Source organism: Rhizobium sp. NFR12 (genome assembly GCF_900108545.1).
GTDB classification, from domain to species: domain Bacteria; phylum Pseudomonadota; class Alphaproteobacteria; order Rhizobiales; family Rhizobiaceae; genus Neorhizobium; species Neorhizobium soli.
Window position 1 is genome coordinate 67,481 of the sequence record NZ_FNWM01000007.1, and the last position, 25,959, is coordinate 93,439.

The window sequence follows — 25,959 nt, forward strand, 5'->3', positions numbered from 1 at the left end:
AAGGCGCTAACCGCGGCGCTCCAGCAACCGGCAAACCTCTTCAAGCTGCTCGAGATTGCGGTAGTTGATCCGAACCTGGCCGCTGCCCCCGCGGTGATTGATCTTCACATCCAATCCGAGAGCATCGGTCAACGTGCGCTCCAAGGCCAGCGTATCGGAATCTTTTTCGACCGACTTGGTTTCAAGCTGGGGCATCCCCTGGGACTTGATATCGTTTTGCGCAAGCCGCTCTGCATCGCGCACCGACATGCCTTTGGACACGATCGTGCGCGCGAGGGACGAGGGATCGGACGTGGTGATCAAGGCACGCGCGTGACCAGCTGAAAGGCTTCCGGCAGACAGCATGTCGCGAACCGGGTCCGGCAATTTCAGAAGGCGAAGGCTGTTTGCGACGTGACTGCGGCTCTTGCCGATGATTTCACCCAGATCGTTCTGGGTATAGCCATGTTCGGCAATCAACTGCTCGTAACCGAGCGCCTCTTCGAGCGGATTGAGGTCGGACCGCTGAACGTTTTCAACGATTGCGATTTCAAGTGCAGTCCGATCGTCTACGTCGCGGACGATGACCGGGATCTCAGTCAGTCCCGCCAGTTGCGCTGCGCGCCACCGGCGCTCACCGGCAATGATCTCAAGGCGACCGTCGACCGTCCGAACAACGACCGGCTGGACAATGCCATGCTGCCTGATCGAGCTGGCGAGATCCTGCAGCTCGGCCTCATCGAAATGGCGCCTGGGGTTTTTCGGACTGCGCGAAACATGCTCGATCGGCACCATGCGGTCCGGATTGACGTTTTTCGCAGGTGTATTGACCTGCACAGGTTGATCCATCTCACCGATAAGCGCAGCAAGCCCGCGGCCCAGCCGCCTTTTCGAGGGATCTTCGTTCATCCTGTCACCTGTTATTTCGTGTAATCAAAGAAGGGTTTCAAGCCGCCTTGCGCCGACGTTCCCGCTGGATCACCTCAGAGGCGAGCTGAAGGTAGGCCTGGCTCCCAGCGCATTTGAGATCATAAAGAATAGCCGGCTTACCATATGAAGGCGCTTCGGATACCCGAACGTTGCGCGGAATCAGCGTGTGGTACACCTTATCACCGAGATATGTCCTGACGTCGCTGACAACCTGTTGGGCCAGATTGTTGCGCGCATCGAACATCGTCAGAACGATGCCCTGGATATCGAGCAGCGGATTGACCGTCCGGCGGACCTGGTCAACCGTTTCGAGGAGCTGGCTCAAACCCTCGAGCGCAAAGAACTCGCACTGCAGAGGTACGAGCACCGAATGCGCCGCGGCCATCGCATTCATCGTCAGCAGATTGAAAGAGGGTGGGCAGTCGACGAGGATATAAGAGTAGGCACGTGCGACATCAGTATCCAGCGCCCGCTTTAACCGGAAAGCGCGGTCCGTGGCCTGCGAAATCTCCATCTCGAAACCGAGAAGATCCATGGTGGAGGGAACGATGGACAGGTTCGGAACAGCAGTCGGAACGGCAGTTTCGCCAATATCGCTTTCACCCATCAGCACGTCATAAGACGAATGAACGCGATCCTTGCGGTTAATACCGAGGCCAGTGCTGGCGTTTCCCTGAGGATCAAGGTCGATGATGAGGACGTTTTCGCCGATTGCGGCGAGCGCCGTTGCCAGGTTGATCGCTGTCGTCGTCTTACCGACGCCGCCTTTTTGATTAGCGATGGTAATAATACGGTTCTTTTCGAACATATCGCACCTGACTTTACGGGTCCTTGCGTCGGAGGTTGCTGATCTCAAGAATAACAGAGTCCTGCTCGACAACGCTCTGGTGTTCTAGCAGATCGAAATCCCAGCGACTACGGGCTTCGCTGACTTCACGGCGATAATCCCGGCCTTTGTGGAAGAAGCCTCTGGCTTCCGTCTCGACCATCCAACCGGAGGAATAGGATAGAAGATGGTCGAGATCAGCCAGAGCGCGAGCGGAAACACGCTTGCATTCAGGCAACTCATGTGCCGCCTGCTCGATCCGGAGCGGATGAACCGAACCCCGAGCTCCGGTTTCGTTTAGGGCGACGCGGAGGAAAGCAGCCTTTTTATGGTTGCTTTCGACCAAGTGAACCCAACCATCTTCGAGCTCGGCGAGCAATATCGCGGTCACGATTCCTGGAAAGCCACCGCCCGAGCCAAGATCGATCCATTTCGATGGCTCCGGGGATAGTTGAAAGATTTGCGCGCTATCGGCGATATGGCGCTGCCAAATCTCGTTCAGGGTCGAGGGAGCGACAAGGTTGATTGTTTTCGCCCACTTGGAGAAGAGCGTGGCAAAGTGCTCAAGCCTCTCCTGCGTTTCACGTGAAACACTTCTGCCGTTCAACATCATGCCGAGACTCGTTTTACGCGATCCGAGACCGCGGCTTCTTTTTTTACAAGCGCAAGAATAAGTGCCAACGCTGCCGGCGTCATACCGTCAACTTTTGCGGCCTGCGCCATATTGCTGGGCTGATGCTTCGCGAGCTTTATTCGTAGCTCGTTTGAGAGACCGGGCACTGTAGAATAATCGAAGGACAGGGGGATGGTTTTTGACTCATCGCGGATCGTTGAGCCAATATCTGCAGCCTGTCTATTCATGTAGACAGAGTAGGTGGATTCGATCTCGAGAGCTTCCGCTACCTTTGGATTGACCCCACGGAGTTCTCCCCAGACACCGGCCAGATCAGCCATCGACTGGTTGGGGTAGGCGAGCAGTTCGTACGCCGTACGCCGCTGGCCGTCCTGATTGAGGGACAATCCGTGCGCTGCACCCTTTTTAGGCGTCAGCGAGAGCGATTTCAGCATCGCACGGGTTTCGTCGACTGCTTTGGAGTAGGCCGCGAACTTCGCTGCACGATCAGTGCCCACGCAGCCCAGTTCAATGCCCTTTTGAGTCAGCCTGATATCGGCATTGTCGGCTCGGAGCGAAAGGCGGTATTCTGCACGTGATGTAAACATCCGATAAGGTTCCGTCACGCCCTTCGACGTGAGGTCATCGACCATGACACCGATATAGGATTCGGCACGACTGAACGGCTCCGGCTGGCCGCCCGAAGCCGTGATCGCTGCTGAAAGTCCGGCGACCATCCCTTGCGCCGCAGCTTCCTCGTAACCCGTCGTGCCGTTGATCTGGCCAGCCAGGAACAGCCCTGGCAATTTCTTGACTTCCAGCGTGGGTGTCAATTCCCGCGGGTCAACATAGTCGTATTCGATTGCATAGCCGGGCTGAATTATCTCGACCTGCTCAAGGCCCGGGATAGTGCGAATGAAAGCTTCCTGGACTGATGCGGGCAGGGACGTGGATATTCCGTTTGGATAAACAGTTGGATCATCAAGCCCTTCGGGCTCTAGGAAGATCTGGTGCCCGTCGCGCTCACCGAACCGCACGATCTTGTCTTCGATCGACGGACAATAACGTGGGCCCACGCCCTCGATCTGGCCGGAATACATTGCGGACAGGTGGATGTTGTCGGAGATGATCCGATGGGTCGCCTCGTTCGTGCGGGTCACTCCACAGCTGATCTGCGGCGTTACGATTTTATCGGTCATGAACGAGAATGGAACTGGCTGCTCATCGGCTTCCTGCTTGTCAAGCTTGTCCCAGGCGATGGTCCGCCCATCAAGCCGTGCCGGTGTGCCGGTTTTCAGGCGCCCCAAGGCAACGCCAAGTCCAAGAAGCGTCGCTGATAGCCCGAGCGATGGTTCCTCACCCACCCGACCGGCCGGTATCTTTTCATGCCCAATATGAATAAGCCCGCGCAGGAACGTACCGGTCGTGAGTACAGCCGTTCCGCATCCGAATCGACGGCCATCCCTCATGATGACAGCTGACACTCGACCAGTGTCCGTGATGAGGTCGAATGCGTCACCCTCGATGACAGTGAGGTTCAGGTGATTGAAGATTTCCTTCTGCATCGCTTCACGGTAAAGGCGCCGGTCGGCCTGCGTACGGGGACCACGAACGGCGGGACCCTTTTTCCGGTTGAGCAAACGGAACTGGATTCCGGAAACGTCTGCGACCCGGCCCATCAAACCGTCAAGTGCATCGACCTCGCGCACGAGGTGACCTTTGCCCAGCCCGCCAATCGCGGGATTGCAGGACATGACACCAATCGTTTCACGTTTGTGGGTAATTAAGGCCGTCCTCGCGCCCATCCGCGCTGCAGCGCTCGCGGCCTCGCAACCCGCGTGACCACCACCAATGATGATGACATCGAAATTTTGGTCCATATTCATTGTCCCACGTCAGCCGAGTGTTTCACGTGAATCATTTTCCGATACAGAACTGTGAGAAGATAACATCCAGCAACTGCTCGACATCGACCCGGCCCGTAATGCGCCCCAAGGCGGATGCGGCTGCTCGAAGGCTCTCGGCTCTCAAGTCAAGTTCCGTGCCGTTTAACGCCTCTGCGATAAAATTGGAAGCATCTTTCAGTGCGTCGACTTGCCGAGCTCTGTTCGGTACCAGCGAACCGGTCCACAACGCTGTGATCTTTCGGAGGATGGCCTCCCTGAGGAGCTCGAGCCCGTCGCCAGTTTTTGTTGAGATGCAAAGGTCGAAGTCGTCCGAAGGTGCGTGCGCATCCAGCTTCGTTCCGACAGTCAGAACGTTAGCCTGACTGAACTCATGATATTGTAACGCCGGCGAATCGATCTCGTTGAGAGCGAGGATCATGTCGGCTTGCTCGATCGCAACACGGGCCCGATGGATCCCTTCGACTTCGACAATATCGTCGCTTTCCCGCAGGCCAGCCGTATCGAAGAACCGGACCAGATAACCCGACATGTCGAGATCGACGTGCAGGATATCCCTGGTCGTTCCCGCACGTTCCGTCACAATCGCCACATCCCGGTTCGCAAGCGCGTTCAAAAGGCTGCTTTTGCCCGCATTCGGAGGCCCGGCGATGACAATCTTGTAGCCATCTCGGATGATCTCGCCAGACTTTGCCGTTTCCAGATGCTGCAGAAGTTCCAGATAAATCTGGCTCACCTCGCTCCAGACCCGCTCCGATACGGAACCCGGCACGTCGTCCTCGTCAGCGAAATCCAGTTCGGCCTCGATCAGAGCACGCGACCGCGTCAGCCGCTCAGCCCAGTCGATATAGAGCGCTGACTGGCCCCCAAAGCTTTGCTCGACCGCAAGCCGGCGCTGCATTTCCGTTTCGGCAGAGATGAGATCCGCAAGACCTTCAATCTCGACCAGATCCAGCTTGCCGTTCTCAAAAGCTCGCCTTGAAAACTCTCCCGCCTCGGCCAACCTCAGTCCGTCGATTTGCTCGAGCTCTAGGATGAGAGCTGCAACAACAGCGCGGCTGCCATGCACATGCAGTTCGACGCAGTCTTCTCCCGTAAACGAGTTTGGCCCCGGGAAGCCGACCACCAGTCCCTGATCTATGATCACGCCGTTTCGGCCGCGAATCGTTCTGAGCGATGCTTTACGGTCCGTCGCTAAACGACCAGCAAGCGTCTCAGCCGCAGTGAAGGCTTGGTTGCCGCTTAGCCTGATAACGGCGAGACCTGCGGGCAGTGCTCCGCTCGAAAGGGCAAAGATCGTATCAGGGTTCATGATGCGGCTTTCGGACTGTGTCCCAGAAACTCGAAAGCGCCCGTCTTTACGACGGGCGCCTCTCGGTAGCAGTGAATCCGGCTAAGGATCAGGTGTTCATCGAGTCGAAGAAGTCGCTGTTGCTCTTGGTCTGCTTCAGCTTGTCGATCAAAAACTCGATTGCATCCGTCGTTCCCATCGGCGCGAGAATTCGACGGAGAACAAAGATCTTCTGCAGGTCCTGGCGCTGGACGAGAAGGTCTTCCTTGCGCGTGCCGGATTTCAGAATATCCATGGCTGGGAAGATGCGCTTGTCGGCAACCTTTCGGTCGAGCACGATTTCCGAGTTGCCGGTCCCCTTGAACTCTTCGAAGATGACTTCGTCCATACGGCTGCCCGTATCGATCAGCGCCGTAGCGATGATGGTCAGCGAGCCGCCTTCTTCGATGTTACGAGCGGCACCGAAGAAGCGCTTCGGGCGCTGCAGGGCGTTGGCGTCCACACCACCGGTCAGAACCTTGCCGGATGACGGAACGACCGTGTTGTAGGCGCGGCCAAGACGGGTGATGGAGTCGAGCAGAATGACGACATCGCGCCCGTGTTCGACCAGACGTTTCGCCTTTTCGATGACCATTTCAGCCACCTGAACGTGGCGGATGGCGGGTTCGTCGAAGGTCGAGGAAACAACTTCGCCCTTCACCGAGCGCTGCATGTCCGTCACTTCTTCCGGCCGCTCGTCGATCAGGAGAACGATGAGATAGCACTCGGGGTGATTTGCCGTGATCGAATGCGCGATGTTCTGCAAGAGAACGGTCTTACCCGTGCGCGGCGGCGCGACGATCAGGCCGCGCTGGCCCTTGCCGAGCGGTGCGACGAGATCGATCACGCGCGCCGAATTGTCCTTCGACGTCGGGACGTCGAGTTCCATCTTGAAGCGCTCATTCGGGTAGAGCGGCGTCAGATTGTCGAAATGCACCTTGTGGCGAATTTTTTCCGGGTCGTCGAAGTTGATCGTGTTGACCTTCAGCAGCGCGAAATAGCGCTCGCCTTCCTTCGGCCCGCGGATCGGTCCCTCGACGGTGTCGCCGGTCTTCAGCGAGAAGCGGCGGATCTGCGAGGGAGAGATGTAGATATCATCGGGGCCAGGCAGGTAATTGGCGTTGGCCGAACGGAGAAATCCGAAGCCATCCTGCAGAACTTCAACGACACCTTCGCCGATGATCTCGACATCCTGGCTGGCCAGGATCTTGAGAATCGCAAACATCAATTCCTGCTTGCGCATGGTGCTGGCGTTTTCCACCTCCAGCGATTCGGCGAATGTCAGCAAATCGGTCGGCGATTTGCTCTTGAGTTCTTGAAGCTTCATTTCAGCCATGAAGAGGGGACCATATTCAGAATTTTTTGGGGAAACAGGCGTGTCGGTGAAATTCGCTACCGCGGAAGAAACCGGGTAGGACAGACGATTACACACATGCCACGAGATGAGATGGCTGGGAAAATAGCTGTTCACGAGCACGCCTGCAAGGGGGAGGGGCAGGCGGAGTTAAGAAAAAGCTCAAAACACCATCAAAATGGCTTAACGATGACCATGATTACGATGGCGATCATCAAAACCGTCGGGATCTCGTTCATCAACCGCCAGTAGCGGGCGGTTTTGCGCGGCCCGTCTATGGCAAAAGCCCGAACTGCTGCACTGAACCGCATATGCGCCATGGTGAGCAGCAGGACAAACAGGATCTTGGCATGAAGCCAGCCACCCTGGAAACCGTAGACCGCCCAGGCGAGATAAAGCCCAAGCGCCCAGCTGATCATCATCGCCGGGTTCATGATGATTTTGAGGAGCCGCCCCTCCATCACTTTGAAGGTTTCCGACTGGGCAGAACCCGGCTGGGCTTCCGTGTGATAGATGAAAAGCCTGGGCAGGTAGAGCAGCCCGGCCATCCAGGAAATCACGGCGATGACGTGAAACGCCTTGATGTAGAGCAGGAAATCATCCGGCCGCAGCCAGTAGATAAAAAACAGCACGACGACGAAAACCGAAAGCGCCGTCGCCGCCCGGAACGCGACACGCCGCCCATTTCCGGCACCGGTGCGGTCGTCCGGCGTCATACGCCCGATCCTCTGACCCGTTTCACAAGATGCGCAACAGTCTGCGGATCCGCCTGCGGTGTGATGCCGTGGCCGAGATTGAAGATCAGCGGTCCCTGTCCAAGCCCCTGGAGGATAGCATCGATCCCGTCGTCTAGGGACTTTCCGCCCGCCACCACGCGCATTGGATCGAGATTGCCCTGGACGGGCCCGTCCTTCTGCAGCTCCTGCGCAAACGACATCGGCACCGACCAATCGAGCCCGATTGCATCTGCGCCCGTCCGGGCCCGGTAGTGTTTGAGGTTCATGCCTGCACCCTTGGCGAAAGCAATCACCTTCGCGTTAGGTCGCGCTGCCTTGATGATATCGATGATCCGCCGCACGGGCTTGATCGAGAATTCCTCGAATTCCTTCTCCCCGAGCACGCCGGCCCAGGAATCGAAGATCTGCACGACATCTGCGCCCGCATCGATCTGACCGATCAGATATTCGGCAGACATCTCCGCCAGCAGAGCCAGCAGTTTTTCAAAGGCCTCGGGGTAGCGGTAGGCGAACAGACGTGCCGGCGCTTGGTCCGGTGTTCCCTGACCGGCGATCATATAGGTCGCAACGGTCCAGGGAGCCCCGCAGAAGCCGATCAGGGCAGTTTCAGGGGGTAGCTCCAGCCGAAGCCTCCGAACCGTCTCCAGCACCGGTGCAAGGTGGGAAAGCATCGTGCTGCCATCGAGCGCTGCAATCCCTGCTTCGTCGATCGGATCCATCCTTGGACCCTCTCCCTGCACGAAGCGAACATTGCGCTTCAAGGCATCGGGAATGACGAGGATATCGGAAAAGAGGATGGCTGCGTCGAACTGGTAGCGCCGGATAGGCTGAAGCGTCACTTCGACAGCCAGATCCGGCGTATAACAGAGATCGAGAAACGAACCGGCTGCCGCACGGACTTCCCGGTACTCGGGCAGATATCGACCTGCCTGCCTCATAAGCCATATCGGCGGTGGGGTGATCGTCTTGCCGTTCAGCACCTCAACGATCTTCCTGGTCGGACCGGCCAATGGGTTCTCCAAATAAAGAAAATAAGATTCTTAAGATCTTCTATTTCTTAGAGTCGGTGAGTAGCAAGGATTAAAACTCCTGCACAGAAAACGCGACGATCTGCCGCTCATTATCGTTGAAAAGGAAAACTTCCGGGCGTTCTTGGCAGAGCTTCTGGATAACCATATTTCGATGAGGGATATCAATTGCTTGTGCCGGGCGCTTGGTGAAGCTCTCTTGTGGATATCTTGTGAATCAAGCGATACGTTAATCCGGTTATCCCCGCTTTGAACAGGGGGCCTGAAACGGCTTCCTCGAAATACGTGATTGTGGACAACTCGGAGGTTATCCCAGGGGTCTGGCTCGGCCCTCGAAAGGCGGTCAGTCTCTCCCCGGTTATCAACAGAGGACGAAGAACAACGTGGAGAACAGAAAAAACTTCTTCCATCTCCACCTCATATCTGACTCCACGGGCGAGACCCTGATCTCGACAGGACGCGCGGCAGCAGCCCAGTTCCAGACCTCGCTCGCTGTCGAGCACGTCTATCCGCTGGTGCGAAACCGCAAGCAGGTTCTCGCCGTGCTGGAGGCGATCGATCGTGAACCGGGGATCGTCCTTTATACGATCGTTGATCGCGAGCTTGCGAAACTGCTGGACGACCGCTGCCGTCAGATAGGAACACCGTGCGTCAACGTGCTGGAACCGGTTATGGCGACATTCCAGACCTATCTCGGAGCACCCTCGAAATACCGCGTGGGCGCGCAGCATGCGCTCAACGCGGAATATTTCGCCCGCATCGAAGCGCTGAACTTCACCATGGATCATGACGATGGCCAGATGCCCGAAGGGTACGACGAGGCCGATGTCGTACTGGTAGGGATCAGCCGCACTTCGAAGACGCCGACCAGCATCTATCTCGCCAACCGCGGTATCAAGACTGCCAATATCCCGATCGTGCCGGGCGTCGACCTTCCGCACGCACTTCTGTCTGCAACCCGCCCCCTGATCGTCGGGCTGGTCGCGACGACGGACCGCATTTCACAGGTGCGCGAACACCGCGAACTCGGAACCACGCAAAATTTCGATCGCGGTCATTATACGGATCGGGCAACGATCAACGAGGAACTGAAATATGCACGAGCGCTCTGCTCGCGCCACGGCTGGCCGGTCATCGACGTCACCCGTCGGTCGATCGAGGAGACGGCGGCGGCCATCGTTGCGCTCCGCCCGAAGCTACGGTAATTCGGCACTAATTCCATCCGGAGATCTGCCGTGACAATGTCTCACTCCAGGCCACTCATACTGGCCTCATCCAGCAAGTTCAGACGCATGTTGATGGAAAATGCAGGGCTGAGTTTCGAAAGCCGGGCCGCCGATATCGATGAACGTCAGATCGAGGCGGGACTGGTGGGCGCCAGCCCAGATATCGTCGCGCTGACCTTGGCAAAGGCCAAGGCGCTCGATGTCAGCAGACACTATCCTTCCGCCATCGTCATCGGGTCGGATCAGACCATGTCGCTTGATCATCGCGTTTATCACAAGCCGAAATCACGGGAAGAGGCGCGCGAAAGCCTGCTCTCTCTGTCGGACAGGACGCATAGGCTGCACAGCGCCGTCGCTCTTGTGCGCGATGGCGAAACCCTGTGGGAGCATGTCGCGCACGCCGACCTTACCATCAGGCCGCTCAGCGAGATATTCGTGGATCGCTATCTGGATAGGGTGGGCGAAACGGTGTTCGGAAGCGTCGGCGCCTACCAGTTGGAAGGTGAGGGCATTCAGCTCTTCTCGCGGATCGAGGGAGATTACTTCACCATTCTCGGCCTCCCCATGCTGCCGCTTCTCGGCACCTTGCGCGCGATCGGAGCGATCGATGGCTGATTCACGTGAAACACTTTTGGTTAACGCTTTCGTAACGGGGTGGCCGATCAAGCACTCGCGTTCGCCGATCGTCCACGGTCATTGGCTGGCTAAGTTCGGTATTGCTGGCCGCTACACACGTGAAGCGGTGGCACCTGCGGATTTTCCAGCTTTCATCAGCAAGCTTAAAGACGGATCATCGGGCTATCGCGGCGGCAATGTCACGATTCCCCACAAGGAAATGGCTTTTGCGCTCGCTGATCGTCCAGATGCGATCGCCGAAGAACTCGGTGCCGCCAATACGCTGTGGATGGAGGACGGTGTTCTTCACGCCTCGAACTCCGATGTCTACGGCTTTACCGCCAACCTCGACGAACAGTCGCCCGGTTGGGGAAATGTCGATCGCGCCGTCATTCTCGGAGCAGGCGGTGCCAGCCGTGCTATCATTCAAGCCATCAGGGATCAGGGCGTCGGAGAAATCCACGTCGTCAACCGGACCGTGGCGCGTGCGCAGGAACTTGCCGACCGGTTCGGACAAAACGTGCACGCGCATGCGATGGAAGCACTGGGCGAGGTCATGTCCGGCGCAGGTCTCTTTGTGAATACAACATCGCTCGGCATGGACGGCGCGCCGATACCGCAGTTCGACTTCTCGACCATGCTCACGAACGCAGTCGTTACCGATATCGTTTATATCCCGCTGCAAACGGACATTCTGAAACAGGCGGAGGAGCAGGGCTTCGTGACCGTGGATGGTCTCGGCATGCTTCTGCATCAGGCCGTGCCGGGTTTCGAGAAATGGTTCGGCCTCCGCCCTGTCGTCGATCAGACGCTGCGGGATCTCGTCATCGCAGATATGGATATGCACGGATGATCGTTATCGGCCTCACCGGCTCCATCGGCATGGGAAAATCCACCACCGCAGAAATGTTTGCGCAAGAGGGTATCCCGGTCAACGATGCCGACCAGGTGGTCCACGATCTCTATCACGGTGAAGCGGTCGATCCGATCGCGGAGGCGTTCCCGAATGCGGTCAGAGACGGTGTCGTCGACCGACAGGAACTGTCGCGCCAGCTTTCGGTAGCACCTGAAAAATTCAAACTGCTGGAATCCATCGTCCACCCGCTGGTGCGCAAACGCGAAGCAGAATTTCTCGATAAACACAAAAGCGCCGGCGCAGCGCTCGTCGTGCTCGACATTCCCTTGCTGTTCGAGACCGGCGGCGAGAAAAGGGTCGATTTTGTCGTCGTCGTCAGCTGCGATCCACAGGTGCAGCGCCAGAGGGTACTTGCGCGGCCCGGCATGACGGAGGAGAAGTTGTCGATGATCTTGGCGCGGCAGGTTCCGGATGCCGAAAAGCGCGCGCGTGCCGATTTCGTCATCGACACCGGCGCCGGACGGGAGACAGCCAGATCAAGCGTGCGCGAGATCATCGCCACGCTCAAAGCCGGCAGCAGGAACGGAAATACCCATGCGTGAAATCATCTTCGATACCGAAACCACGGGCCTTGAATCCAAGGCCGACCGGATTATCGAAATCGGCGGCATAGAGCTCATCAACAACTTCCCGACGGGAAGAACGCTGCACCTCTATATCAACCCGGGCGATCGCAAGGTTCATCCGGATGCGCTGGCTGTCCACGGCATTACCGACGAGTCGCTGAAAGACAAGCCGCCCTTCGCCCAGGTGGCGCAACAGATCATCGACTTCTTCGATGGCGCCCGATGGATCGCCCACAATGCCAATTTCGATATCGGCTTTATCAATGCCGAATTTGAACGCATAGGCCTGCCGCCGGTCCCACCGGAAAACGTGGTCGATACGCTTTCGATGGCCCGCCGAAAGCATCCGATGGGTCCTAACTCCCTCGACGCACTGTGCCGTCGCTACGGCATCGACAATGGCCATCGCACCAAGCACGGCGCGCTGCTCGACTCCGAACTCCTGGCGGAAGTCTATATCGAAATGACCGGCGGCCGGCAGGCGGCTCTTGGTCTGGTCGGTGCTGATCAGCCGAGAAATGTCATCGAGATCGAGGATGTGGTGGTCACCGCGATCGCCGCACGGCCACGCCCTCTGCCGCCGCGCATTAGCGAAGACGACATCGCCGCCCATGCCGCGATGGTGAGTGGACTGAAGGATAAGGCCGTCTGGCTGAAATATGCAGCCGACTGATTCCTGCTGAAGTCCAGACATGAAAAAAGCCCGGCTGTGACCGGGCTTTTTATATTCTATCCGTTGCTCGCTCAGCTGTTGAGCGGCTGAACCTGCGACTTGGTCTGTTCTTCGGCCATACGCTGCGAGAACATCTGACCGAAATCGATCGGATCGATCATCAGCGGCGGGAAGCCACCGTTGCGGGTCACGTCGGAAATGATCTGGCGTGCGAACGGGAAGAGAAGACGCGGGCATTCGATAAACAGAAGCGGCAGCATGTGCTCCTGCGGGAAACCGGTGATGCGGAAAACGCCGCCGTAGACCAGCTCGGCCGCAAACACGATCTTGTCGTCTTCGCGGGCTTCGGCACTCAGCGACAGAACGACGTCGAAGTCGTTTTCCGAAAGCGGATTGGCGTTGACGTTGACGCTGATGTTGATCGCTGGTGCCTTGTCGCGCGACTGCAGCGAGCGCGGCGCGCCGGGATTTTCGAACGAAAGATCCTTGGTGTACTGCGCCAGGATATTGAGCGAGGGGGCGGAAGCCTGTTCGTTATCGTCTGCCATAAAAATTCCTCAAGGCTGGAAAGGGTGGCTGAAAAGCGTTGGGGGCACTTAACATTTCGCTCCGGGGCTTACAACCCTGCGAGATCTTAGCCTTAAGGTTCGATCCGCTTATCCTTGTCCGCCCAAGGCGAGGACGGGTTCGGTTCGCGGCGATAATCGTCGTCATCGAGATCGACCACCGGGCCGGATCCAACCGGATGAACAGGCTCAGGGCCGGGGCCAGGGCCGGGACCGGCGCGAAAACCGCCCGGGCTTCTGCGATCGCCCGAATTCACGACAACCACGCGGCTGCCGATGGCCGACCAGATCAGCTTGCGGATAAAGGGCACAAGCAGCGCGAGACCAATGATGTCGGTCAGAAACCCAGGCAGCATCAGCAGGATGCCAGCCACCACGACCATCGCTCCGCTTACCAGTTCGGCTGCAGGCATCCGACCTTCGCGCCCTTCTGTCGAAAGCCGCCGCAGCATAGTCATCCCCTGGCCGCGGATCATCAATGCGCCCAGAAGGCCCGTTCCGAGGACGAGGCCAAGCGTTCCCCAAAGTCCGATCGCTCTTCCGACCAAAACAAAACCAGCGATTTCGGCCAGCGGCCAAGCCAGGAGAACAACCGGAAGGAATGGTAAGCGCATAATCATTGCCTGTATCTAATTGGCGGATATGGGTTCATCTCACGCCGTTGCTATTTGAAGATGGGCGGTAGGAGACTATATGAAAAGCTGCATAGAACTTTTAAACGACAATTGCGGGATAAAATGGGCTCGAACGACTTGATAACACTGTTTTTCCTCGTCGCAGCAGTGCTGATATTCCTGCAATTGCGCAGCGTCCTCGGCCGGCGCACGGGACATGAGAAGCCGCCGACTGAGACAGTCAGCCCTCGCGATGTTGCCCGCGGTCCCGTCGAGGACGATAGCAAGGTAGTGACGCTTCCTCGCCGCGACAATGTCGATGAGGAACAACGCAATGCCGATATCGATGCCGTCGCAAAGCCTGATACGCCGCTCAACGCATCGCTTCGTGCCCTCGTGAAGGAAGATCCGTCGTTCCGCCCGAAGGAATTCCTCAACGGCGTGCGGATGGCGTACGAAATGATCGTCATGGCTTTTGCCGATGGTGATCGGAAGACCTTGAAGGGGCTTCTCTCCAATGAGGTCTATGACGGCTTCGAAGCGGCGATCGCCGAGCGCGAGGCCAAGGGCGAGGTGATCAAGTCCACCTTTGTCGGCATCGACAAATGCGACATGACACAGGTTTCGATCAAGGACGGCGAATCTCAGGTTACCGTCCGCATTGTCAGCCAGTTGATCTCCGCAACCTTCGACAAGGCCGGCACGCTGATCGACGGCGATCAGGAAACCGTAGCCGACGTCATCGACATCTGGACCTTTGCCCGCGACATCGGCTCCCGCGACCCGAACTGGAAGCTGGTCGCCACCGAATCCGAACAATGATTTCCGCGTCTCCGACCCTCTCTGACTTCCGCCTCGAGAGGGTCGACTTCGCGGATCTCCCCGGTTGGGCTGCCGACGATCCGAGCCCGCTGTATGAGGCGATGCATGCTTGCGCGGCCCATATCCGCAACGTTAAGCCCTATCGCAAGGGTTCTCTCGGCCTGGAGGCCATGGAACTGGCGGACCTCTTCGAGCAGGCCGCACCATTTGCCGATGCCTCTGCAGCTCGCACCTTCTTCGAACAACGCTGCACACCCTTCCGGATCCTGAAGCACAATGACGAACAAGGATTCGTCACCGCCTTCTACGAACCGGAAGTCGACGTCTCCGATGTGAGCGAAGGTCTTTTCACCCATCCCTTCTATTTCCGGCCTGACGATCTCGTCGATCTCGACGAAAGCAATCGCCCTGCGGATCTCGACTCCGGCTACATGTTCGGCCGTCAGACGCCGGATGGTATCGTCGCTTATCCGGATCGCGGTGAAATCGATCGCGGCTGTCTCGACGGCCGGGGGCTGGAGATAGCCTTCGCACGGTCGCGGATCGACGTCTTCTTTGCCCATGTTCAGGGCGCAGCTCGGCTGGTCTACCCCGATGGCCGCGTCCGTCGCATCACCTACGCGGCAAAGGCTGGCCATCCGTTTTCGCCGATCGGCAAGCTTCTGATCGATCGTGGCGAAATCGCTCGCGAAGATATTTCCATGCAGAGCATACGGGCGTGGCTTGCCGAAGCTCTAGTGTTGAATCCGGCTAAGGTTGATGAAGTCTTATGGCACAACAAGTCCTACATCTTCTTCCGTGAGGCCGATGTCAGCGACCCTGACCTCGGTCCTATCGCTGCCGCCAAGGTGCCGCTGATCGCGGGACGCTCGCTCGCCGTGGATCGCTCCATTCACACATTCGGCTACCCCTTTTTCATCCGTGCGGAACGGCTGACACATCTCGACGACGGCAAGCCGTTCGCGCGGCTGATGCTGGCGCTCGATACGGGTTCAGCCATTATTGGGGCTGCAAGGGGCGATATCTTCACCGGTTCCGGCTATCACGCAGGCGAGCTTGCCGGCACGGTGCGAAACGATGCGGATTTCTATATCCTCGTTCCAAACGCGGCCGCCGGCCGTTATGCCGGGTAGGATATGGCGCATGAAGGATCGAAAACTCAGTTCAGATGAACGCATCCTTTGGGGCAAGGTGGCGAAATCCGCCCGTGCTCTGCCTGGGCGCATGAAAGAGATCGCTGCCTTCGAAGAGGAAATGGCGGCACGACTGGCGGCAGAGGATGAAGTCTCTAAGCCCCCGGTACCGCCAACCCAGCGTGTCAGCGATGCCTTCGCGGCAGTCGCGCCGAAGGTAAAAAAGCCTGCCGGCATTCATCATCCGCTGGAAAAACCCACCCGGAAGAAGCTCGCCAAGGGTCGCCTTGCGATCGATGCTCGGCTCGATCTCCATGGTCTCTACCAGGACGCCGCCCACGATCTGCTGCTCGATTTTCTCTACAGTGCCCATGATCGCGGTCTGCGCCATGTTCTCGTCATCACCGGCAAGGGCCGCTCGGTCGGCGGTGAGGGGGTTCTGCGCCGTGCGGTGCCGCTGTGGTTCTCGAAGGCCGAATTTCGTTTCCTGATCTCGTCCTACGAATGGGCAGCCCAAAACCATGGTGGCGAGGGCGCCATGTACGTGCGGCTTTCGAAGAGCCGTGCGGATTATCGGGGATCGGTCCTGTGACGCCCTTTGGTGAAGCGCTTCGACAGCTGCGCGCCAAAAAGGGAGTTACCCAGAGGCAACTGGCAGAGGCGATCGGGGTTACGCCTGCCTATCTGTCGGCTTTGGAACATGGCAAACGGGGCCGGCCCACATTTGAGCTGCTCCAGCGTATCACCGGCTATTTCAACATCATCTGGGATGAAGCGGAAGAATTGTTTCGGGTCGCAGAAGCCTCGCGCCCGAAAGTGGTCCTCGACACGACAGGCCTGGCGCCTGCATACACCGCATTTGCCAACGCCTTGGCGGCACGGATTCGCTCTTTGCCGCCGGACGTGCTAGAGGAAATGCGAAGACTTCTGCAAAAGGCTTGAATTGCCCTGGAAATCTCTGCGCATCCACGCCTTTCCAGGCATTTTGCGAGGCACCAACCTTTAGAAACCGCCCTGAATTCCCTATATTCAAGGCGGAGACTCCGGTGATTCGCTCGCCGGTATTTTAACCAACTGGAAGAGACTGAATGACCGACACACCCGTCAGCGATCACGGCGCGAGTGCCGAATACGGTGCCGATTCCATCAAGGTTCTAAAGGGCCTGGATGCGGTGCGAAAGCGCCCAGGCATGTATATCGGCGACACAGACGACGGCTCGGGTCTGCATCACATGGTCTACGAGGTCGTCGACAACGCGATCGACGAAGCCTTGGCCGGCCATGCAGATATCGTCACGGTCACGCTCAATGCGGATGGCTCGGTCAGCGTCACCGACAACGGTCGCGGCATTCCGACGGATATCCATACCGGCGAAGGCGTCTCGGCAGCTGAGGTCATCATGACCCAGCTCCACGCTGGCGGTAAGTTCGACCAGAATTCCTACAAGGTCTCGGGCGGACTGCACGGCGTTGGCGTCTCGGTCGTCAATGCACTTTCGGTCTGGCTCAAGCTGAAGATCCGTCGCTCAGGCAAGGTTCACGAGATCTCGTTCACGCACGGCGTCGCCGATGCGCCGCTGAAGGTCATCGGGGATTATGAAGGTCGCTCCGGCACGGAAGTTACCTTCCTCGCCAGCACCGAAACCTTCACTATGACTGAGTTTGATTACGGCACACTCGAGCACCGCCTTCGCGAACTCGCCTTCCTCAACTCCGGGGTTCGAATCCGGCTCACGGATCGGCGCAAGCCGGACGTGAAGGAAGAGGAAATGCTGTATGACGGCGGCCTCGAGGCTTTCGTCAAATATCTCGACCGTTCCAAGAAGCCGCTCGTCGAAAAGCCTGTCGCCATCAAGGGCGAGAAGGATGGCATGACGGTGGAAGTCGCGATGTGGTGGAATGACAGCTACCACGAGAACGTTCTCTGCTTCACCAACAACATTCCGCAGCGCGATGGCGGCACGCATATGGCGGGCTTCCGTGGTGCGCTGACTCGCCAGATCACGTCCTATGCGGACTCGTCCGGCATCATGAAAAAGGAAAAGGTTTCGCTCACCGGTGACGACTGCCGAGAAGGCCTGACCGCAGTTCTTTCCGTGAAGGTGCCGGATCCGAAGTTCTCGTCGCAGACCAAGGACAAACTCGTGTCCTCGGAAGTGCGCCCGGTTGTCGAAAGCCTCGTCAACGAAGCGCTGAGCTCCTGGCTTGAAGAACATCCGGCTGAAGCGAAGATCCTGGTCGGCAAGGTGGTGGAAGCTGCCGTTGCCCGCGAAGCGGCCCGCAAGGCTCGTGAACTCACCCGCCGCAAGGGCGTGCTCGATATCGCCTCGCTTCCCGGCAAGCTCGCCGATTGCTCCGAACGCGATCCGGCCAAGTCCGAAGTTTTCCTCGTCGAGGGTGACTCCGCCGGCGGTTCCGCCAAGCAGGGCCGTTCGCGTGATACCCAGGCTATCCTACCGCTCCGCGGCAAGATCCTGAACGTCGAGCGCGCCCGTTTCGACAAGATGCTGTCCAGCCAGGAAATCGGCACGCTGATTACCGCTCTGGGTACATCGATCGGCAAGGATGAGTTCAACGCTGACAAGCTGCGTTATCACAAGATCATCATCATGACGGACGCCGATGTCGATGGCGCCCATATCAGAACCCTGCTGCTGACCTTCTTCTTCCGTCAGATGCCGGAACTGATCGAGCGTGGCCACATCTACATTGCCCAGCCGCCGCTTTATAAGGTGACGCGAGGCAAGTCGATCCAGTACCTGAAGAACGAGCAGGCTCTGGAAGAGTATCTGATCGGCATGGGGCTGGAAGATACGACCCTGACCCTCGGCTCCGGTGAAGTCCGTGCCGGCCAGGATATGCGCGAAGTCATCCAGGATGCATTGCGCATCCGCTCGATCATCGAGGGACTGCATTCTCGCTACAACCGCTCGATCATCGAGCAGGCAGCCATTGCCGGCGCGCTTCATCCAGATCTGACGGACAATCCCGAACGGGCCCAGCAGACGGCTAACGAAGTCGCCAAGCGTCTCGATATGATCGCCGAGGAAACCGAGCGTGGCTGGTCGGGTCACGTCACCGACGAAGGCGGCATGCGCTTCGAGCGGATGGTTCGTGGCGTCAAGGAAGTCGCCGTGATCGATGTGGCCCTGATCGGCTCTGCCGATGCCCGCCATATCGACCAGATGTCGTCGCGTCTGCAGGAGATCTACAGCACGTCGCCAGTCCTCGCTCGCAAGGATAGCGAGCAGGATATTTCAGGTCCACGCGCCCTTCTCGACACGATCTTTGCGGCGGGACGCAAGGGCCTGTCCATGCAGCGCTATAAGGGACTTGGTGAAATGAATGCCGAGCAGCTGTGGGAAACAACGCTTGATCCCAACGTTCGCTCGCTGCTTCAGGTCAAGGTTCCCGATGCGACGGATGCAGACGGCCTGTTCTCGCGTCTGATGGGCGACGAGGTCGAGCCCCGGCGCGAGTTCATTCAGGAAAACGCTCTCAACGTCGCCAACCTGGATATCTGAGAGATTATCTACTCAACGCAAAAACGGCGGCCTCTCGGCCGCCGTTTTTGTTTGTGCAGTAGAAATCTGTTTCACGTGAATCTAACCTGTGGATGGAGGATTCACGTGAAACATTATTCTTCGCCGGCAAACCTTCCTTCGAAAGCGACTTCCGATACAGGCTTGCGCTGGCTTGGAACCTCACGCTCGCGCAAGTCCTCCGGCAGCGTGTCCTTGGCTGCCATGCGCCCGATCGCCGCTGCGGCTTCCACCCTGAAACCCTCAGGCAAACCAAGTTCGCCAACAGCCTTTTCCTTGTCGAACCCTTCCATGCCATGCGCATGATACCCAAGCTTCATCGCCTGGCAGATGATTGAGAACCACGCGGCGCCCGTGTCGAAAGAATGCGTATAGCCCTCGCGACGTTCGCCATCCTTGGAAACGCGATAGGTTTTCGACACGAAGAAGACCAGCGCGCCCGCGTTTTCTGCCCAGCGCCGATTGCCCGGAACGAGCAGATCCGCAAGTCTGGTGAAATCCTCGGTACCATGTAAAGCGTAGACAAAGCGCCAAGGCTGGCTGTTGCCGGAAGAGGGCGCCCAATGCGCGGCATCCAGAATGGTCAGCATCGTTTCCCGATCGATGGCTTCCTTCTCGAAGGCCCGCGGCGACCAGCGATCGAGAAAGAAAGCGTCGATTGGAAATTCCGAAGTCCGGCTGTTGCTGGTCGTCATAGTGTCCTCTCAAGTTTGGGTCTTACCCAATCTAGGCAGTTAGGGCTGCTTTGCAATGAACCGCAGATGGCAGAAAGAGGGGTGACAATCGCGCCTCTTTTTTGCATAAACACTTGTCTGACAACTGGAGGAATAAGACCTTGAAATTGATGCGTGTAGGACCTGTGGGCCAGGAGAAGCCGGCATTGCTCGATCAGGATGGCAAGATCCGTGATCTGTCTGGCCATGTCGCGGATATCGGCGGGGAGGCGATTTCGCCCGAGGGTTTGACGAAGATTGCCGCGATCGACGCGTCGACATTGCCGGAACTGTCTGGCGATCGGATCGGCGCCTGCGTGACGGGCACCGGCAAGTTCATCTGCATCGGCCTCAACTATTCCGACCATGCAGCCGAAACCGGCGCCACCGTGCCGCCGGAACCGATCATCTTCATGAAGGCCACCTCCGCCATCGTCGGACCCAACGACGACGTCGTCATTCCGCGCACATCGGAAAAGACCGACTGGGAAGTTGAACTCGGTGTCGTCATCGGCAAGACCGCGAAATACGTGTCGGAAGCCGAGGCGTTGGATTACGTTGCCGGTTACTGCCTCACCAACGACGTCTCCGAGCGCGCCTTCCAGACAGAACGCGCGGGCCAGTGGACCAAGGGCAAGTCCTGCGACACGTTCGGACCGATTGGCCCATGGCTTGTCACCAAGGACGAGGTCGCGGATCCGCAGAACCTTGGAATGTGGCTGACGGTCAACGGTGAAAAGATGCAGAACGGCTCATCCAAGACGATGGTCTACGGCGTCGCCTTCCTCGTCTCTTATCTCAGCCAGTTCATGTCGCTGCATCCGGGAGACGTCATCTCCACGGGTACGCCTCCGGGCGTCGGCCTTGGCCTCAAGCCCCCGCGCTTCCTGAAAGCCGGCGACGTTGTCGAACTCGGCATCGATGGTCTGGGCACCCAGAAACAGACATTCGTCGCCGATATCTGATCGATCGCTGGCATCAAGGCGTGCTGCAGCGAGGGAAGGGCGGTGGTAAACCGCCGCCCTTTCATAACTCCCTCCACAAGTGCTAGCCTTGCTGCATTCCGATGGCGGAACGTTTTGCCCGCCACCGCTTTGACGGATATCGGACCAGGGATGAGGAGAGCCCGATTTCATGTTCTACCAGCTCTATGAGTTGAACCATGCCGCCATGGCGCCGTTCCGGGCCGCCGCGGATGCCATGCGCTTCATGTCCGACAATCCGATGAACCCGTTCGCCCAGACAGCACTTGGCCGCTCCATGTCGGCCAGTCTCGAAGTGTTCGAGCGGATGACGCGTCGCTATGGGAAGCCAAGCTTCAATCTTCCGGAAACGGTGGTCGACGGTAAGCCGGTCATGGTCACCGAGGAGATCGTCTGGGCAAAGCCCTTTTGCAATCTCCTGCATTTTCGCCGAGATCTGCCCGCCGCGCGCCCGGCCGACCAGAAGATCCTGCTCGTCGCGCCGATGTCCGGTCACTATGCCACCTTGCTGCGTGGCACGGTCGAAGCACTTCTACCCCATGCGGATCTCTACATCACCGACTGGATCGATGCCCGCATGGTTCCGGTCACCGAGGGCAGCTTCGATCTCGACGATTACATCGACTACCTGATCGAGATGCTGCATCAGATCGGTCCCGGCACCCACGTGGTCGGCGTCTGCCAGCCGTCGGTGCCTGTGCTTGCCGCCGTTGCGGTGATGGAGACCCGCTGTGATCGGATGGCGCCCGCCTCGATGACGCTGATGGGTGGACCGATCGATACCCGCAGCAATCCGACGGCCGTCAACAAACTCGCCGGAGATCACCCACTCGAATGGTTTCGCGACAATGTCATCATGAGCGTACCGTTTCCGCAGCCGGGCTTCATGCGGCGTGTCTATCCGGGCTTCCTGCAGCTTTCCGGCTTCATGTCGATGAATCTTGACCGCCACGTCACCGCTCACAAGGAGTTCTACGAGCACCTCGTCAAGAACGATGGCGAGCCTGCCGAAAAACACCGCGAATTCTACGACGAATATCTCGCGGTGATGGATCTGACGGAAGAATTCTATCTGCAGACCGTCGATGCCGTGTTTATCCGTCATTCCTTGCCCAAGGGCGAGATGATGCATCGCGCGATGCCTGTCGATACGAAGGCGATCCGTTCCGTTGCTCTTCTGACGGTAGAAGGCGAAAACGACGATATTTCCGGCGTCGGCCAGACAAAGGCGGCGCACACGATTTGTCCGAATATCCCGGATGACAAGCGCCAGCATTACATGCAGCCCGATGTCGGGCATTACGGCGTCTTCAACGGCTCGCGTTTCCGCAGTGAAATCGCCCCCCGCATCATCGAATTCACCCGCAAGCATGCCATTGCCGATACCAAGACTGCCAAGCCCGCATCCCGAAAGCGTAATACCAAGGGTGATTCGCCGACCTGAGAGTGGATCCGGTTCGATGCCGGTATCTGGATTTCTCCAAGGTATTTCAGCATGTTCTTGGATTTAGCGACCTGTCTTCTTGAAGGCGGGTCTAAGGCTCACCAAATCGGATATCATCGGGCTGGCATCAGGCCACTCCGCATTGAACTGAAGGGTGTAACCCATGAACCAGTCTGCATTGATTCGTCCGGAATGGACGCCGGCCACCATTGGTTTAATGGTGCTCGGTTTCGTGGTCTTCTGGCCTCTTGGCTTGGCCATGCTTGCCTATATCATCTTCGGGGATCGGCTTCGCGGCTTCAAGCGCGATGCCAATAATCGCGCCGACGAATGGGCCGGCAAGACCAGCCGATGGTTTTCCAGAAGCCGCGCCGCTGGCTACAACACGCATTTCTCGACAGGCAACGTTGCCTTCGACGATTGGCGCAAGGCCGAACTCAACCGCATGGATGAAGAACGCCGCAAGCTCGACGAGATGCGCGATGAGTTCGACAACTATTCCCGCGAGCTTCGCCGTGCCAAGGATCAGGAAGAGTTCGATCGTTTCATGCGCGAGCGCCGTAACAGCAACGCTTCCGGTCAGAACCCGGTCGTCGACGTCTGATCGGTCAAACGGATCTTCTGAAAACGTAACGAGCCGGCGTCCTTGCGACGCCGGCTTTTTCATGAGAACGGTGCTCTCGAATCGGCTAGAAAGGCTACATGTTCGCGCTCCTCAAAAAGCCCCTTCGCGCCCGCTCGAAACCGCTCGAAACCGTAAAGCGCACGCTTGAAGTCGGAAACCGCGCTTTGCCGCTGACGATCAAGGAAAACAGTCGCGCCACTCGTATCACGCTGCGCATCGAGCCCGGCGGCCGCGCGCTTAATCTCACTGTGCCGGCAGGCCTTCGGAAAAGCGAGATCGAGGAATTTCTCGAGCGCCATCAGGGTTGGCTGCTCACGAAGCTCTCGAAATTCTCCACCGACAATCCCATCCGCTCAGGCGGCTTCGTGCCGATTCGCGGCGTTCAGCACCGCATCGACCATACCGGAACGCTTCGCGGCCTGACGGAAATCGCCGTGGTCGATGGCGTGCCGGTGGTAAGGGTAAGCGGGCTGGAGGATCATCTCGGCCGTCGGGTCGCGACATTTCTGAAAAAAGAAGCACGTCGAGATATGGAGTTGCTGGCTTTTCGCCATGCGGCATCGATCCGCAAGGCGGTCGCATCAGTCACGCTGAAAGACACGAGAAGCCGGTGGGGATCCTGTTCCTGGGATGGAAACCTGAGCTTTTCTTGGCGCATCGTCATGGCGCCGCCGCTGGTGATCGATTACCTCGCAGCCCACGAAGTGGCGCATCTGAAGGAAATGAACCACGGGCCAAAGTTCTGGGCTCTCTGCCACCAGCTTTGCCCGAGGATGGAAGAGGCGCGCAAATGGCTGAAGCAGAATGGCTCGCAGCTTCACGCGCTGGATTTCAGCTGAAGCCCAGCTAAAACAAACGGAAACTGGACGAAGAGATCAAGGTGTAGCTGTGCGAGCCGGGAACTGACGCGGAGTCGGCGCGACCATTACCATGTCGCCGGCTGTGTCGGTCTTGGCACCCGCCGGGCGCCGTTTCGGCAGAGGCCCGCTATTGGGCAAGGCTTCAGTCGAAAGAATGGCGGCACTTGCCGCATCCATGCCAGCGCCGGCCTGGTAGGCCTGCATCATGCTGGGCGAATGGGAAACAGGCTGCACTGTTGCGACAGCGGCGGAAGATGTGTCGGCAACCGTTGTGACAGCGGCAACGCCCGGCAAGGGCTGCTGCGTTGCTGCGGACGCAACGGCAACGGGGCTTGTTGTCTGTTCACGAACAGGCTCGGCCCGTGCGATCATGCTCATCGCTCCCGGCGTTGGTACGATCGTCCCTTCAGCCATCATGACATAGGCCCCGGCAGGCTTCGGCTCTGGCGTCTGCAAGTTGCCGTCCTCGTCGCGCTTTTCGTAAAACACGTTGCCGCCGGCATCAGCCACGTAATGCATGTTCTTGTAGGGGAAGCGCAGGCCCTTCGTGTGGAAGAACATCGCTTCCTTCACATCGGGGTGGCGCTTGCCCTTCAGCACGGCTTCCGCTGCTTCATTCAGCTGCGGCGCAGTGTTTTCGTCCATCTTGCGGGTCATCACACCCGGCGCGAACTGCTTTTCCTGCCCCACGACACCACAGATCGTCTCAGGGTAAAGACCTGAGGTCAGGCGGTTCATGATGACGCTGCCGACAGCCATGAAACCATCGGGGCTGCTGCGCCTTGATTCGAAATACATCGCGCGCTTGAGGCATTCGCGGTCGCTGGACGAATAGGTGTAGACCTGCTTTGCCGAACCCATATTGACCTGGGCAGTTCGTGTCTTCGAAGACTTGGAATCGAGCGACGCAGTCGTCTGAGTGCAGGCTGAAAGAGCGCTCACCGCGGCAAGGCACATTGCAGCGCGCACAAAGTTCGCACCTCTTGCCGCCATGACTACCCCCTGCGAAAACATTTCAAGAAACAATTTGCTGTGGAATAAGTTACTGGCAAAACCCTAATAAATCAAACCTGAATCGAGAACGTCTATTTTTCCGGAAAAACCTGCTCTTTTGCCCGAGGTTCTGGTTGTGATGATGTCGGCGAGCATGTCCTTGCGCGTGCAGGATCGTGGTGGAGAACCGAATCACACCCCGGAAGATTGCCTGAGGTCTTGAGAAGAGGAGTCCGTGCCGAACTGTCACGCCACCAAACCGCTGAAGGGCTCGACTCCGGGCGCGTTTCGTGCCAATCCGCGCACATGAAACCGGATATCAAGATCTGCGGCCTCAAGACTGAAGAAGCGGTCGATCGTGCGGTGACGCGCGGCGCAACCCATATCGGCTTTATCTTCTTCCCCAAGAGCCCGCGTAACATCGCGCCCGAGATCGCCGGCGAACTGGCGGACCGGGTGCGTGGTAGAGCTAAGATCGTTGCGGTCACGGTGGATGCCGATGACGAGGAACTGGACGATATCGTCTCGCTGCTTCGCCCGGACATGCTTCAGCTCCACGGTCACGAGAGCCCGGAACGGATTTTGCACGTCAAGGCGCTCTACGGTCTGCCTGTCATGAAGGCGTTTTCTGTCAAGTCCGCGGATGATCTTGCAGGGGTCGATGCCTATATAGGTGTAGCTGACCGTTTTCTGTTCGACGCGAAGGCACCGGCGGGCTCCGATCTTCCGGGCGGCAACGGCATTTCCTTCGACTGGAAGGCCATGGCGTCGCTTGACCAGAGCGTGGATTACATGCTTTCCGGGGGCCTGAACAAGGATAATGTCGCGACTGCGCTCTCATCGACGCGGGCAAGCGGCATAGATGTATCGTCCGGTGTCGAAAGCGCGCCAGGCGCCAAGGATCTGGGCATGATCGATGCGTTCTTCGATGCGGCAGACGCCGCTACGAAACGCTGAAGGAGTTGAA

Annotated in this window: 27 protein-coding genes; 15 read left to right on the top strand and 12 right to left on the bottom strand. The window is 58.2% G+C overall.

The features are described from left to right. Positions 1 to 6 precede the first annotated feature (6 nt). The 8 genes from BLW69_RS21430 to hemE form a co-directional block, all read right to left on the bottom strand. Positions 7 to 888, bottom strand: coding sequence for a ParB/RepB/Spo0J family partition protein (locus BLW69_RS21430; RefSeq protein ID WP_062462870.1), 882 nt, complete (start codon positions 886 to 888; stop codon positions 7 to 9). A 37-nt stretch (positions 889 to 925) separates the two neighbouring features. Further along, the gene (locus tag BLW69_RS21435; RefSeq protein WP_092665164.1) at positions 926 to 1,717 is read right to left on the bottom strand and encodes a ParA family protein; all 792 of its coding nucleotides are present in this window, start codon (positions 1,715 to 1,717) and stop codon (positions 926 to 928) included. Positions 1,718 to 1,730: 13 nt separating this feature from the next. Next, a complete protein-coding gene (gene rsmG, locus BLW69_RS21440; RefSeq protein WP_092665167.1) occupies positions 1,731 to 2,348 on the bottom strand; it encodes a 16S rRNA (guanine(527)-N(7))-methyltransferase RsmG in 618 nt (205 codons plus the stop codon). After that, positions 2,345 to 4,228: a tRNA uridine-5-carboxymethylaminomethyl(34) synthesis enzyme MnmG gene (gene mnmG, locus BLW69_RS21445; protein WP_092665266.1), complete on the bottom strand. Its 1,884-nt coding sequence runs from the start codon at positions 4,226 to 4,228 to the stop codon at positions 2,345 to 2,347. The genes rsmG and mnmG overlap by 4 nt, the downstream gene beginning before the upstream one ends. A gap of 37 nt (positions 4,229 to 4,265) precedes the next feature. Then, positions 4,266 to 5,564 (bottom strand): tRNA uridine-5-carboxymethylaminomethyl(34) synthesis GTPase MnmE, encoded by a 1,299-nt coding sequence (mnmE, locus tag BLW69_RS21450; RefSeq protein WP_092665170.1) that lies wholly within the window; start codon positions 5,562 to 5,564, stop codon positions 4,266 to 4,268. Between the two features lie 88 nt (positions 5,565 to 5,652). Beyond that, positions 5,653 to 6,918: a transcription termination factor Rho gene (rho, locus tag BLW69_RS21455; RefSeq protein WP_092665173.1), complete on the bottom strand. Its 1,266-nt coding sequence runs from the start codon at positions 6,916 to 6,918 to the stop codon at positions 5,653 to 5,655. Positions 6,919 to 7,109: 191 nt separating this feature from the next. Then, positions 7,110 to 7,652 (bottom strand): protoporphyrinogen oxidase HemJ, encoded by a 543-nt coding sequence (hemJ, locus tag BLW69_RS21460; protein ID WP_092665176.1) that lies wholly within the window; start codon positions 7,650 to 7,652, stop codon positions 7,110 to 7,112. Continuing rightward, entirely contained in the window at positions 7,649 to 8,683 is a 1,035-nt protein-coding gene (gene hemE / locus BLW69_RS21465) for a uroporphyrinogen decarboxylase (RefSeq protein WP_092665179.1), read from the bottom strand. Before hemE ends, hemJ begins: the two co-directional genes overlap by 4 nt. Before the next feature lie 401 nt (positions 8,684 to 9,084). Here hemE and BLW69_RS21470 point away from each other — a divergent pair, with 401 nt between their 5' ends. The 5 genes from BLW69_RS21470 to dnaQ are packed head-to-tail and all read left to right on the top strand — an operon-like array spanning position 9,085 to position 12,697. Further along, positions 9,085 to 9,906, top strand: coding sequence for a pyruvate, water dikinase regulatory protein (locus BLW69_RS21470; protein WP_062462887.1), 822 nt, complete (start codon positions 9,085 to 9,087; stop codon positions 9,904 to 9,906). Positions 9,907 to 9,942: 36 nt separating this feature from the next. Beyond that, positions 9,943 to 10,542: a Maf-like protein gene (locus tag BLW69_RS21475; RefSeq protein WP_092665180.1), complete on the top strand. Its 600-nt coding sequence runs from the start codon at positions 9,943 to 9,945 to the stop codon at positions 10,540 to 10,542. Then, on the top strand, positions 10,535 to 11,395 hold the full coding sequence (locus BLW69_RS21480; protein WP_092665183.1) for a shikimate dehydrogenase: 861 nt from the start codon (positions 10,535 to 10,537) through the stop codon (positions 11,393 to 11,395). Before BLW69_RS21475 ends, BLW69_RS21480 begins: the two co-directional genes overlap by 8 nt. Continuing rightward, positions 11,392 to 12,000 (top strand): dephospho-CoA kinase, encoded by a 609-nt coding sequence (gene coaE / locus BLW69_RS21485; RefSeq protein WP_092665186.1) that lies wholly within the window; start codon positions 11,392 to 11,394, stop codon positions 11,998 to 12,000. Before BLW69_RS21480 ends, coaE begins: the two co-directional genes overlap by 4 nt. After that, positions 11,993 to 12,697, top strand: coding sequence for a DNA polymerase III subunit epsilon (dnaQ, locus tag BLW69_RS21490; RefSeq protein WP_092665189.1), 705 nt, complete (start codon positions 11,993 to 11,995; stop codon positions 12,695 to 12,697). The genes coaE and dnaQ overlap by 8 nt, the downstream gene beginning before the upstream one ends. A gap of 71 nt (positions 12,698 to 12,768) precedes the next feature. Here the strand turns inward: dnaQ and secB are convergent, their stop codons facing one another. Continuing rightward, positions 12,769 to 13,245 (bottom strand): protein-export chaperone SecB, encoded by a 477-nt coding sequence (secB, locus tag BLW69_RS21495; protein ID WP_062462904.1) that lies wholly within the window; start codon positions 13,243 to 13,245, stop codon positions 12,769 to 12,771. Between the two features lie 92 nt (positions 13,246 to 13,337). Beyond that, a complete protein-coding gene (locus tag BLW69_RS21500) occupies positions 13,338 to 13,877 on the bottom strand; it encodes an FxsA family protein (RefSeq protein WP_092665268.1) in 540 nt (179 codons plus the stop codon). Between the two features lie 123 nt (positions 13,878 to 14,000). On the opposite strand from BLW69_RS21500, the gene BLW69_RS21505 reads away from it, so the two are divergent. The 5 genes from BLW69_RS21505 (at position 14,001) to gyrB (ending at position 19,356) form a co-directional block, all read left to right on the top strand. After that, the gene (locus BLW69_RS21505) at positions 14,001 to 14,699 is read left to right on the top strand and encodes a Tim44/TimA family putative adaptor protein (protein ID WP_062462907.1); all 699 of its coding nucleotides are present in this window, start codon (positions 14,001 to 14,003) and stop codon (positions 14,697 to 14,699) included. Further along, positions 14,696 to 15,832: a murein transglycosylase A gene (locus tag BLW69_RS21510; protein WP_092665192.1), complete on the top strand. Its 1,137-nt coding sequence runs from the start codon at positions 14,696 to 14,698 to the stop codon at positions 15,830 to 15,832. The genes BLW69_RS21505 and BLW69_RS21510 overlap by 4 nt, the downstream gene beginning before the upstream one ends. Before the next feature lie 10 nt (positions 15,833 to 15,842). After that, positions 15,843 to 16,424, top strand: coding sequence for a Smr/MutS family protein (locus BLW69_RS21515; RefSeq protein ID WP_082471708.1), 582 nt, complete (start codon positions 15,843 to 15,845; stop codon positions 16,422 to 16,424). Further along, on the top strand, positions 16,421 to 16,774 hold the full coding sequence (locus BLW69_RS21520; protein WP_092665195.1) for a helix-turn-helix domain-containing protein: 354 nt from the start codon (positions 16,421 to 16,423) through the stop codon (positions 16,772 to 16,774). Before BLW69_RS21515 ends, BLW69_RS21520 begins: the two co-directional genes overlap by 4 nt. 146 nt (positions 16,775 to 16,920) lie before the next feature. After that, positions 16,921 to 19,356 (top strand): DNA topoisomerase (ATP-hydrolyzing) subunit B, encoded by a 2,436-nt coding sequence (gyrB, locus tag BLW69_RS21525; RefSeq protein WP_062577110.1) that lies wholly within the window; start codon positions 16,921 to 16,923, stop codon positions 19,354 to 19,356. Positions 19,357 to 19,469: 113 nt separating this feature from the next. Here the strand turns inward: gyrB and BLW69_RS21530 are convergent, their stop codons facing one another. Continuing rightward, positions 19,470 to 20,069 (bottom strand): nitroreductase family protein, encoded by a 600-nt coding sequence (locus BLW69_RS21530; RefSeq protein ID WP_092665198.1) that lies wholly within the window; start codon positions 20,067 to 20,069, stop codon positions 19,470 to 19,472. 140 nt (positions 20,070 to 20,209) lie between these two features. Between BLW69_RS21530 and BLW69_RS21535 the strand changes: the two genes are divergently transcribed. The 4 genes from BLW69_RS21535 (at position 20,210) to BLW69_RS21550 (ending at position 23,978) form a co-directional block, all read left to right on the top strand. After that, entirely contained in the window at positions 20,210 to 21,052 is an 843-nt protein-coding gene (locus BLW69_RS21535; RefSeq protein WP_092665201.1) for a fumarylacetoacetate hydrolase family protein, read from the top strand. Positions 21,053 to 21,221: 169 nt separating this feature from the next. Then, positions 21,222 to 22,514 (top strand): polyhydroxyalkanoate depolymerase, encoded by a 1,293-nt coding sequence (gene phaZ, locus BLW69_RS21540; RefSeq protein WP_092665204.1) that lies wholly within the window; start codon positions 21,222 to 21,224, stop codon positions 22,512 to 22,514. A gap of 163 nt (positions 22,515 to 22,677) precedes the next feature. Then, positions 22,678 to 23,118 carry a DUF2852 domain-containing protein gene (locus BLW69_RS21545; protein ID WP_092665207.1) on the top strand — a complete coding sequence of 147 codons (441 nt, stop codon included), beginning with the start codon at positions 22,678 to 22,680 and terminating at the stop codon, positions 23,116 to 23,118. Between the two features lie 98 nt (positions 23,119 to 23,216). After that, positions 23,217 to 23,978: a M48 family metallopeptidase gene (locus tag BLW69_RS21550; RefSeq protein WP_092665209.1), complete on the top strand. Its 762-nt coding sequence runs from the start codon at positions 23,217 to 23,219 to the stop codon at positions 23,976 to 23,978. A 36-nt stretch (positions 23,979 to 24,014) separates the two neighbouring features. Here the strand turns inward: BLW69_RS21550 and BLW69_RS21555 are convergent, their stop codons facing one another. After that, on the bottom strand, positions 24,015 to 24,992 hold the full coding sequence (locus tag BLW69_RS21555; protein WP_244508923.1) for a cell wall hydrolase: 978 nt from the start codon (positions 24,990 to 24,992) through the stop codon (positions 24,015 to 24,017). Between the two features lie 306 nt (positions 24,993 to 25,298). On the opposite strand from BLW69_RS21555, the gene BLW69_RS21560 reads away from it, so the two are divergent. Further along, entirely contained in the window at positions 25,299 to 25,949 is a 651-nt protein-coding gene (locus BLW69_RS21560) for a phosphoribosylanthranilate isomerase (RefSeq protein ID WP_062462942.1), read from the top strand. Positions 25,950 to 25,959 lie beyond the last annotated feature (10 nt).

What these genes read in the sequence shown, in the direction of transcription:
- rho (WP_092665173.1), bottom strand. Translation starts at nt 6,918, where the DNA reads ATGGCTGAAATGAAGCTTCAAGAACTCAAGAGCAAATCGCCGACCGAT.
- BLW69_RS21505 (WP_062462907.1), top strand. Translation starts at nt 14,001, where the DNA reads ATGGGCTCGAACGACTTGATAACACTGTTTTTCCTCGTCGCAGCAGTG.
- BLW69_RS21510 (WP_092665192.1), top strand. Translation starts at nt 14,696, where the DNA reads ATGATTTCCGCGTCTCCGACCCTCTCTGACTTCCGCCTCGAGAGGGTC.
- dnaQ (WP_092665189.1), top strand. Translation starts at nt 11,993, where the DNA reads ATGCGTGAAATCATCTTCGATACCGAAACCACGGGCCTTGAATCCAAG.
- BLW69_RS21530 (WP_092665198.1), bottom strand. Translation starts at nt 20,069, where the DNA reads ATGACGACCAGCAACAGCCGGACTTCGGAATTTCCAATCGACGCTTTC.
- BLW69_RS21430 (WP_062462870.1), bottom strand. Translation starts at nt 888, where the DNA reads ATGAACGAAGATCCCTCGAAAAGGCGGCTGGGCCGCGGGCTTGCTGCG.
- BLW69_RS21480 (WP_092665183.1), top strand. Translation starts at nt 10,535, where the DNA reads ATGGCTGATTCACGTGAAACACTTTTGGTTAACGCTTTCGTAACGGGG.
- phaZ (WP_092665204.1), top strand. Translation starts at nt 21,222, where the DNA reads ATGTTCTACCAGCTCTATGAGTTGAACCATGCCGCCATGGCGCCGTTC.
- BLW69_RS21555 (WP_244508923.1), bottom strand. Translation starts at nt 24,992, where the DNA reads ATGGCGGCAAGAGGTGCGAACTTTGTGCGCGCTGCAATGTGCCTTGCC.
- BLW69_RS21550 (WP_092665209.1), top strand. Translation starts at nt 23,217, where the DNA reads ATGTTCGCGCTCCTCAAAAAGCCCCTTCGCGCCCGCTCGAAACCGCTC.
- gyrB (WP_062577110.1), top strand. Translation starts at nt 16,921, where the DNA reads ATGACCGACACACCCGTCAGCGATCACGGCGCGAGTGCCGAATACGGT.
- BLW69_RS21435 (WP_092665164.1), bottom strand. Translation starts at nt 1,717, where the DNA reads ATGTTCGAAAAGAACCGTATTATTACCATCGCTAATCAAAAAGGCGGC.
- BLW69_RS21515 (WP_082471708.1), top strand. Translation starts at nt 15,843, where the DNA reads ATGAAGGATCGAAAACTCAGTTCAGATGAACGCATCCTTTGGGGCAAG.
- BLW69_RS21475 (WP_092665180.1), top strand. Translation starts at nt 9,943, where the DNA reads ATGTCTCACTCCAGGCCACTCATACTGGCCTCATCCAGCAAGTTCAGA.
- BLW69_RS21560 (WP_062462942.1), top strand. Translation starts at nt 25,299, where the DNA reads ATGAAACCGGATATCAAGATCTGCGGCCTCAAGACTGAAGAAGCGGTC.
- BLW69_RS21545 (WP_092665207.1), top strand. Translation starts at nt 22,678, where the DNA reads ATGAACCAGTCTGCATTGATTCGTCCGGAATGGACGCCGGCCACCATT.
- BLW69_RS21500 (WP_092665268.1), bottom strand. Translation starts at nt 13,877, where the DNA reads ATGCGCTTACCATTCCTTCCGGTTGTTCTCCTGGCTTGGCCGCTGGCC.
- coaE (WP_092665186.1), top strand. Translation starts at nt 11,392, where the DNA reads ATGATCGTTATCGGCCTCACCGGCTCCATCGGCATGGGAAAATCCACC.
- hemJ (WP_092665176.1), bottom strand. Translation starts at nt 7,652, where the DNA reads ATGACGCCGGACGACCGCACCGGTGCCGGAAATGGGCGGCGTGTCGCG.
- mnmG (WP_092665266.1), bottom strand. Translation starts at nt 4,228, where the DNA reads ATGGACCAAAATTTCGATGTCATCATCATTGGTGGTGGTCACGCGGGT.
- secB (WP_062462904.1), bottom strand. Translation starts at nt 13,245, where the DNA reads ATGGCAGACGATAACGAACAGGCTTCCGCCCCCTCGCTCAATATCCTG.
- rsmG (WP_092665167.1), bottom strand. Translation starts at nt 2,348, where the DNA reads ATGATGTTGAACGGCAGAAGTGTTTCACGTGAAACGCAGGAGAGGCTT.
- mnmE (WP_092665170.1), bottom strand. Translation starts at nt 5,564, where the DNA reads ATGAACCCTGATACGATCTTTGCCCTTTCGAGCGGAGCACTGCCCGCA.